Source organism: Acidisphaera rubrifaciens HS-AP3 (assembly GCF_000964365.1).
GTDB lineage: Bacteria > Pseudomonadota > Alphaproteobacteria > Acetobacterales > Acetobacteraceae > Acidisphaera > Acidisphaera rubrifaciens.
In genome coordinates this window covers 1-8295 of the sequence record NZ_BANB01000304.1, presented here as the reverse complement: position 1 = coordinate 8295, position 8295 = coordinate 1, and the positions used below count along the sequence as shown (strand labels likewise).

Sequence of the window (8295 nt, the reverse complement as noted above, 5' to 3'; positions counted from 1 at the left end):
CCGCTCGATCAGCGTCCGCGACGCGGCGTCGTCGTGCAGCCGCCGGTCCAGCAGTTCGAGATTCGCCTGCATCACCAGCAGCAGGTTGTTGAAGTCATGCGCCACACCGCCGGTGAGCTGGCCGATCGCCTCCATCTTCTGCGCCTGGCGCAGCATTTCCTCCGCCCGCTCGCGCTCCGCCGTCTCGTGCTGGAGGGCGGCGAGCAGCCGGTCGCGTTCGCGCACCTCGGCCGCCAGACGGTCGTTGGCGTCACGCAGCATCGCCGGCGACGGCAGCGCGAGCACGCGCGGCAGCATCGGCCACAGCGCAAAGGCGGTGATGATCGACAACGCGGCCGTCGCCGCCTTGATGAGGCCCTGCGCGAGGTAGTCGGGATACCACAGCGTCCACACGTCCATCACGTGCGTGGTGCCGCAGGCCAGGATGAACAGCGCGAACAGCCAGAACAGCCAGCGGAAGGCGAGATCGCGCCGGTGCATCACCAGCCACGCCAGCGCTGCCGGGATCGAGTAGTAGGCAAGCGCGATCGTCGCATCCGACACGACATGCAGCGACAGGAGCGCCGGGTCCCACGCCAGGCAGAAGCCATGCGGCGTCAGTCCGGGCGTGCTGAGCCAGGCCATGGCGTCCACTCCATCCGCCGTGATCGCAGCAAGACTACAATCGACACAAAGTCGTGACCAGCCTCGGCCGCCGGGTGTTCCGCCGCGCGGCTCAGCCGAGCGCCGCCGTGACGGCGGCCTCCAACTCACCGAGGCGGAACGGCTTGCGCAGGAACGGCCAGGGCACGGTCTGCGGCAGGAAATAGCCGGACGTGACGAGGATGCGCAGTGCCGGGCGCAGGCGGCTCGCCGCCCGCGCGAGGTCGATGCCGGACAGCCCGGCCATGCGGACATCGCTGATCAGCAGCGTGATCGACGGGTCGGATTCGATGCGGCGAAGCGCGGCGGCGCCGTCCGCCTCGACCAACACGTCGTAGCCGATCGAGGCCAGGAAATCGCCGACCACCAGTCGCACGCCCTCCTCGTCATCGACGAACAGGATGCGGGCGGCGGCAGTCGCGCGGCCGTCATGCGGCTGTGTCTGATCCTGCGCGGTGTCGGTCATAGCGCATTTTGCGCGCGCCGCCCCCGCGCCGGCAATCGTCCCCGGGGATCAGGCCGGGGATCGGGCCGCGAACCCACGGGCCGCACGGGATAGGCAGGCGGCGCCGCGCGTGGTTCGATGGCGCCCATGCCCGACCCCGCGACATCTGTTCCCGCAACCGGCCCGCTGGCGCGTTTCCGCGTGCTCGATCTCTCGCGCGTCCGCGCCGGGCCGACCGCCGTGCGGCAGCTGTCGGACTGGGGCGCCTCGGTGATCAAGATCGAGGGACCGGAGGGCGACGGCGGGATGGGCGGCGACCGCCACGGTCCCGACTTCCAGCATCTGCATCGCAACAAGCGCAGCCTGACGCTCGATCTGAAACGCCCCGAAGGTCTGGCCGTGCTGCACCGCCTGGTCGCGCGGTCGGACGTGCTGGTGGAGAACTTCCGCCCCGGCGTGAAATACCGGCTCGGCATCGACTACGAGCGGCTGCGGGCGGTCAATCCGCGCCTTGTCTACGCGAGCATCTCGGGCTTCGGGCAGGACGGCCCGTATGCCGACCGGCCGGGCTTCGATCAGATCGCCCAGGGCATGGGCGGGCTGATGAGCATCACCGGCATCCCCGGTCCCGACGGCGCGCGCCGGCCGACCCGCGCGGGCATCCCGGTCGCCGATTTGACGGCCGGACTGTATGCCGCCCTCGGCATCCTCGTGGCATTGCTGGAGCGCGAGGTGTCCGGCGAGGGCCAGTGGGTGCAAAGCTCGCTGCTCGCCGCGCAGATCGCCATGCTCGACTTCCAGGCGAGCCGCTGGCTGCTCGGCGGCGAGGTGCCGCCGCAGGCCGGCAACGATCACCCGACAAGCATCCCGACCGGCGTGTTCGCGACCGCCGACGGGCACATCAACATCGCCGCGTCCGGCGACGCGATCTTCCGCCGCCTGTGCGACGCGCTGGGGCAGCCGGCGCTGGCGACCGATCCGCGCTTCGCGACCGGCGAGGCGCGGTCCGACAACCGCGCCGCGCTGGGCGAGGCGATCGAGGCGGTGACGCGCACCCGCCCCTCCGCCGCCTGGATCGAGACGCTGGCCGCGGCGAGCGTGCCCTGCGGCCCGATCAACACCATCGATCAGGTCTTCGCCGATCCACAGGTGCGCCATCTCCGGCTGACCCGCGAGGTGGATCATCCACGCCTCGGGCCGCAGACGCTGGTGGGCCAGCCGATGGAACTGAGCCGCACGCCCTGGTCGCTGCGCACCCCGGCGCCCGACGCGGGCGCGGACACGACGGACGTCCTGCACGAGATAGGCTATACGAGCGAGGAAATCGCGCGCCTGCGTGCCGATGGCGTCATCTAGGCGCAACCAGACAAGGAGGAACGCGTGCCCAAGACCGTCAAGGACATGGTGGCCGAAGCGAACGCGGTGGTCCCGCGCGTCAGTCCGGAGGACGCCGCGCGGCTCCCCGCCGACACGTTGCTGATCGACCTGCGCGACAGTGCCGAGATCGCCGCCAGCGGCAAGATCGCCGGCGCGGTCGCCGTCTCCCGCGGGATGCTGGAGTTCCGCGCCGACCCCGACAGCCCGCTGCACCACGAGGCATTCCGGCGCGATCGGCCGGTGGCGCTGTACTGCGCGTCCGGCAACCGCGCGGCGCTGGCCGGCAAGACGCTGCTCGACATGGGCTTCACCGACGTGCGCAACGCCGGTCTGTTCAAGGAACTCGCCGCGGCCGGCATGAAGGTCGAGAAGGACTGAGTCCGCCGGCCACGCGCAGGCGAGCCGCCGATGGGACCGGCGCCGATGGCCAGCGCCATGCACATGGCGGTGCATCCGGAGACGGTGTACGCCCACTCCGCCGTTGTGCTCGCCGGCTTCATCATCGGCATCGCGGTCCTCGGCGCCGTCATCATCGAGACCTGCACGCGCAGCTTCATCTCGACGGCCTCCCGCCGGGCGCACACGGATGTGGCGGCGGCGATGCTCGGGACGATCGGCACCACCTACGCGGTGCTGCTCGCCCTCGTCGCCACGGTCGCGTGGGAGGGATACAATCACGCGGCCGTCGCGACCCAGGACGAGGTGACCGCGATCGCCTCCGTGCTGCTGGCGACCGACGGGCTCGACGCGCATGACGCGGCCCCTGTCCGCGCGGGGCTGATCGCCTACACGCGCGGCGTGATCGAGGATGAATGGCCGGCGCAGGCCGCCGGTATGCTGCCCGCGCTCGTCAGCCCGGTCATCACGCGGATCAACCTGCTGTGCGCTGATTTACAGCCCGCGACGGCGGCCGCGACGAACATTCAGTCACGGCTGCTGTCCGCCGTCACGCGGCTCGCGGAGGCACGTTCGATGCGGCTGCATCTCGCCGGCGTGACGCTGCCGGGGATCGTCTGGACAACCCTGCTGTTCGGCGGCCTCCTGACGATCTGTGCCGGGTCGTTCGTCGCCGCGCCCAGCCTGCGGAGCCATCTCGTGATGTCGTCGGTGCTGGCCCTGTCGGGAGCGATGGTGCTCGTGCTGATCGTGGCCCTCAGCAGCCCGTTCCGCGGCGCCTTCGCGCTGTCCAGCGCGCCGTATGCGGAGGTGCTGGCGGCGTTGACCCCGCCGCCGCGCGGATAGCGGCGCCGATCAGGCGCCGTCCCGTCAGGCGCCGTCCCGTCCGGCGCCGCGATCCCACCAGTCCAGCATGTCGAGCCCGTTCCAGTGCAGCACGCCGGGATGCCGGCCGATATGGTCGTAGACTTCCTCCAGATAGCGGATGCGGTGCGGCTGGCCGGAGATGTAGGGATGGATCGCGATGGCCATGAATTTCGGCCGCGTCGCGCCCTCCTCATACAGCCGGTCGAAACTGTCGACGCAGCGCTCGCGCCAGTAGGCGGATTCGTGATGCTGCACCATCATGGTCGGGATGTCGTTCAGCTCGACGGTGTACGGCAACGTGACCAGCCGGCCATGCTGGGTCGCGATCTCCGTCGGTTCGTCGTCATAGACCCAGTCGCCGATGTAGCGGATGCCGGCGGCGGCGAGGTGGTCGGGTGTGTCCTCGGTCTGCGTCAGGCCGGGGCCGAGCCATCCTTTCGGCCGCGCGCCGGTGAATTGCTCGATGGTGTCGAGGGCGCGGCGGATCATGCCGGGCTGGTCGTCGATGCGGTGGATCGGAATCTGATCCCACGCATGGCCCATGAACTCCCAGCCCGCGTCACGCGCCTGTGCCGCGACGCGGGGATAGTCCTCGCAGACGCGGGCATTGATCGACAGCGTGGGGCGGATGCCGAGGCGTTCAAACAGGCGGAAGAAACGCCACACCCCGACGCGCATCCCGTATTCGTGCCAGGTCCAGTTCGGCACGTCGGGCAGCAGCGGCTGCCCCATCGGTGCGGGCAGGATCTGCCGCGCCATCGGGCGCGCGATGTCCCAGACTTCCAGGTTGACGATGGTCCAGACCACGATGCGCGCGTCGCCCGGCAGGCGGATCGGCGGGCGATCGACGATCGCGGAAAACGGAACCCGCTCGCGTGGAATCATGACCAGCCTCCTTGGATTGCGATGCAGCATGTCGCGCACGCGCCCGCCGGGTCCAGACAAAGAACGCGGAGCGCGCGTCAGCCGGCGACGATGCGTCCGTCGCGCAGCGTCACTATGCGGTCCATCCGCCGCGCGAGGTCCGGGTTGTGCGTCGCGATCAGGGCCGCGACGCCCTGCCGACGCACAGCATCGAGCAGCGCGTCGAACACGCGGTCGGCCGTCTCCACGTCGAGGTTGCCGGTCGGCTCGTCCGCGAGCAGCACGCGCGGCCCGTTGGCGAGCGCCCGGGCGATCGCCACGCGTTGCTGTTCGCCGCCCGACAGCCGGCCCGGCAGATGATCCCGCCGGGCCGCCAGCCCGAACGCATCGAGCAGGGCGGCGGCGCGCTGCCGCGCCGCGCGCCGCGCGACCCCCGCGATCAGTTGCGGCAGCGCCACGTTCTCCAGCGCCGAGAACTCGCCCAGCAGATGGTGGAACTGATACACGAATCCGATCGCGTCGCGGCGGATGGCCGTACGTTCGGCGTCAGCGAGCGTGGCCGCGTCGCGACCGGCGATCAGCACCGCGCCGCCGTCCGGCCGCTCCAGCAGCCCGGCGAGATGCAGCAGCGTCGACTTGCCGGCGCCCGACGGCGCGACCAGCGCGACGATCTCGCCCGCCGCCAGCACGAGGTCCGCACCGCGCAGCACCGGCAGCTCGCCCGCCTCGGTGCGGTAGGTGCGGCAGACGCCGCGCAGCGCCAGGGGCGGCTCACTCATTGCGCAACGCCACCACCGGATCGGTGCGGGCCGCACGCCAGCTCGGGTAAAGCGTCGCCAGCAGCGATAGGCCGAGCGCCATCACGATCACCTGCGTCACCTCGTGCCAGTCGAGCCGCGCGGGCAGATGCGTCAGATAGTAGACTTCCGGGTTGAACACGCGCGTCCCGGTGATGGTCTCCACCCAGCCCTGGATGGTCTGGATGTTGAGGCAGAACACCACGCCCAGCACGGTGCCGACGACGGTGCCGGTGACGCCGACCGATGCGCCGCACATCAGGAAGATGCGCAGGATCGCGCCGCGCGGGGCGCCGAGCGTGCGCAGCACGGCGATATCGCGCGTCTTGTCCTTCACCATCATGATCAGCGACGAGATGACGTTGAAGGCCGCCACCAGGATGATCAGCGTGAGGATGAGGAACATCACGTTCTGCTCGACCTTCACCGCGGCGAAGAAGCTGTTGTTGTTCTGCTGCCAGTCGTAGATCACCACCGGCTGATCGCCGAGCGCCTTGCGCACGTCGGCGGCGATCGCGGCCACGTTGTCGGGATCGGCCACCCGCACCTCGATCTGCGTCGCCTGATCGGGCTTCTGGAAGAAGATCTGCGCCGCCTGCATCGGCAGGAACACGTAGTTCGAATCGTATTCGTTCATGCCGACCTCGAAGATCGCCACGATCTTGTAGGCGCGCACGCGCGGCACCGTGCCGAACGCCGTCGCCGCGCCCTGCGGCGAGACCAGCGTGACGTCGCTGCCGATGGAGGCGCCGAACCTGCGCGCAAGCCCGATGCCCACCGCGATCGCGTCGTTGCCCTGGAACGCATCGAGCGAGCCCGCGACGATGTGGTGGCTGATGGCATGCAGGCCGCGCAGCCCGCTCTGGCTGATGCCGCGCACGATGCCGCCGACCGCTACGCCGCGATCGTCCGTCAGCAGCGCCTGTCCGTCCACCACCGGGGTCGCCGTGACCACGCCGGGGATCGCCGCGATCTTCGTCGCGTCCTGTTCGTACTGCACCAGCGGCGCGCCGGCACCGTAGACGCCGAGATGCCCGTTGAAGCCGAGGATGCGGTTCAACAGATCGACCTTGAACCCGCCCATCACGCTCATGACGATGATCAGCGTCGCGACGCCGAGCGCGATGCCGATCAGCGAGAACGCGGCGATGACGGAGACGAACCGCTCGCCCCGGCGCGCGCGCAGATAGCGCCCGGCGACGGCGCGTTCGAAGGTGCCGAACATCGTCAGCCCGCGAGCCGCGCCAGCGCGTCCTCGACCGACAGCTCGATGCGCTCGCCCGTCGCGCGCCGCTTCAGCTCGACCCGCCCGGCGGCCGCGCCGCGTGGCCCGACGATGACCTGCCACGGCAGGCCGAGCAGGTCGGCATCGGCGAACTTCACCCCTGCCCGCTCCTCGCGGTCGTCGTACAGCGCGTCGAGCCGGCCATAGAGCCGTTCGCAGAGCGCGTCGCACGCCGCGTCGCCGGTCTTGAGGTTGAGCAGCGCGACGCGGAACGGCGCCACCGCGTCGGGCCAGATGATGCCCGCCTCGTCATGCCCCGCCTCGATCACCGCGCCGACCAGACGGGAGACGCCGATGCCGTAGCTGCCCATTTCCGGATGGAACGGCCGCCCGTCCGGCCCCGGCACGGTGAAGCCCATCGGCTTGCTGTATTTGGTGCCGAAATAGAAGATGTGCCCGACCTCGATGCCGCGACCCTCGCGCCGCCGCTCCGCCGGCACCTCGGCCCAGCGGGCCTCGTCGTGCTTCTCGTCGGTCGCGGCGTACTGGCTCGTCATCACGCCGAAGAAGCGTTCGAGATCGTCGGCTGAGCGGATGTCGAAGCCGGCGTCGGTGTAGTCGATCGTCTCGAACGCCGCGTCATAGAACACCTGACTCTCGCCGGTCGGCGCCAGGATGATGAACTCGTGGCTGAGATTGCCGCCGATCGGTCCGCTCTCCGCCGCCATCGGAATGGCGCGCAGGCCCATGCGCTGGAAGGTGCGCATATAGGCCAGCATCATGCGGCGATAGCTGACCACCGCGCCCGCATAGTCGACGTCGATGCTGTAGGCGTCCTTCATCAGGAACTCGCGCCCGCGCATCACGCCGAAGCGCGGGCGCACCTCGTCGCGGAACTTCCACTGGATGTGATAGACCGTCTGCGGCAGCTCGCGGTAGCTGCGCAGGCACTGGCGGGCGAGATCGACGACCATCTCCTCGTTGGTCGGCCCGTACAGCATCTCGCGCTTGTGGCGGTCGAGGATGCGCAGCATCTCCGGGCCATAGGCGTCATAGCGACCGCTCTCGCGCCACAGCTCCGCCGGCTGGATCGTCGGCATCAGCATCTCCTGCGCGCCGGCGGCATCCTGTTCCTCGCGCACGATCTGCTCGATCCGCCGCAGCGCCCGCAGGCCGAGCGGCAGCCAGGCATAGATGCCGGCCGCTTCCTGCCGGACCAGCCCGGCCCGCAGCATCAGCCGATGGGACGCGATCTGCGCCTCGGCGGGCGTTTCCTTCAGCGTGGGCGCAAGGCTGCGGGCAAGGCGCATGGGCAAAATCCTGTCGGGGAACGGCGCGGCGGACCCTACCCGCGCGCCGGTCGGCAGGCCAGATGCCCCGTTGCGGCAACGTCCGCGGCGGCAATGTCCCCGGCGGGTGGGCTCACGCGGCCCGCGGCGAGAAGCGCCGCAGCGCCGGACGCTCGACGAGACGGTGCAGGGCAACGGCAAGCGTCAGGGTCAGCACGGTGGTCAGCGCGACATAGGCGACGGGGGATGCGGCCGGCGCGCGGCCCAGCGCGCGCAACAGCGTCACCGCGGCCAGTTCGCCGAGGGCGAACGACATATAGAACGCATACGAGAGCACGCCGAAGCCGCGCAGGCCTGGCATACGGTCCAGCCGCCGCGCGCCGCGCAGCGCCC

Annotated in this window: 8 protein-coding genes and 2 pseudogenes; 3 read left to right on the top strand and 7 right to left on the bottom strand. The window is 70.3% G+C overall.

Annotated features, from left to right (window positions below; all coding sequences use genetic code 11):
- A pseudogene (locus B8460_RS10115) lies at positions 1-624 on the bottom strand (hypothetical protein); the annotation flags it as partial.
- Between the two features lie 91 nt (positions 625-715).
- Positions 716-1108, bottom strand: a complete 393-nt coding sequence (locus B8460_RS10110) for a response regulator (RefSeq protein WP_048861474.1) — start codon at positions 1106-1108, stop codon at positions 716-718.
- A 126-nt stretch (positions 1109-1234) separates the two neighbouring features.
- Between B8460_RS10110 and B8460_RS10105 the strand changes: the two genes are divergently transcribed.
- Genes B8460_RS10105 through B8460_RS10095 form a run of 3 tightly spaced genes read left to right on the top strand, consistent with a single transcriptional unit; the run spans position 1235 to position 3706 of the window.
- Entirely contained in the window at positions 1235-2443 is a 1209-nt protein-coding gene (locus B8460_RS10105; protein ID WP_048861473.1) for a CaiB/BaiF CoA transferase family protein, read from the top strand.
- Between the two features lie 24 nt (positions 2444-2467).
- The gene (locus B8460_RS10100) at positions 2468-2842 is read left to right on the top strand and encodes a rhodanese-like domain-containing protein (protein WP_048861472.1); all 375 of its coding nucleotides are present in this window, start codon (positions 2468-2470) and stop codon (positions 2840-2842) included.
- Between the two features lie 45 nt (positions 2843-2887).
- Positions 2888-3706 (top strand): bestrophin-like domain, encoded by an 819-nt coding sequence (locus B8460_RS10095; protein ID WP_158322801.1) that lies wholly within the window; start codon positions 2888-2890, stop codon positions 3704-3706.
- Between the two features lie 24 nt (positions 3707-3730).
- Here B8460_RS10095 and B8460_RS10090 read toward each other — a convergent pair whose 3' ends face one another.
- The 5 genes and pseudogenes from B8460_RS10090 to B8460_RS10070 all read right to left on the bottom strand — a co-directional run.
- Entirely contained in the window at positions 3731-4612 is an 882-nt protein-coding gene (locus tag B8460_RS10090; protein WP_148360503.1) for a polysaccharide deacetylase family protein, read from the bottom strand.
- 77 nt (positions 4613-4689) lie between these two features.
- On the bottom strand, positions 4690-5370 hold the full coding sequence (locus tag B8460_RS10085) for an ABC transporter ATP-binding protein (protein ID WP_048861470.1): 681 nt from the start codon (positions 5368-5370) through the stop codon (positions 4690-4692).
- Positions 5363-6613: a lipoprotein-releasing ABC transporter permease subunit gene (locus tag B8460_RS10080; RefSeq protein ID WP_048861469.1), complete on the bottom strand. Its 1251-nt coding sequence runs from the start codon at positions 6611-6613 to the stop codon at positions 5363-5365. The genes B8460_RS10085 and B8460_RS10080 overlap by 8 nt, the downstream gene beginning before the upstream one ends.
- 2 nt (positions 6614-6615) lie before the next feature.
- Positions 6616-7923: a proline--tRNA ligase gene (gene proS, locus B8460_RS10075; protein ID WP_048861468.1), complete on the bottom strand. Its 1308-nt coding sequence runs from the start codon at positions 7921-7923 to the stop codon at positions 6616-6618.
- 112 nt (positions 7924-8035) lie between these two features.
- Positions 8036-8295 (bottom strand): annotated as a pseudogene (locus tag B8460_RS10070) (hypothetical protein); the annotation flags it as partial.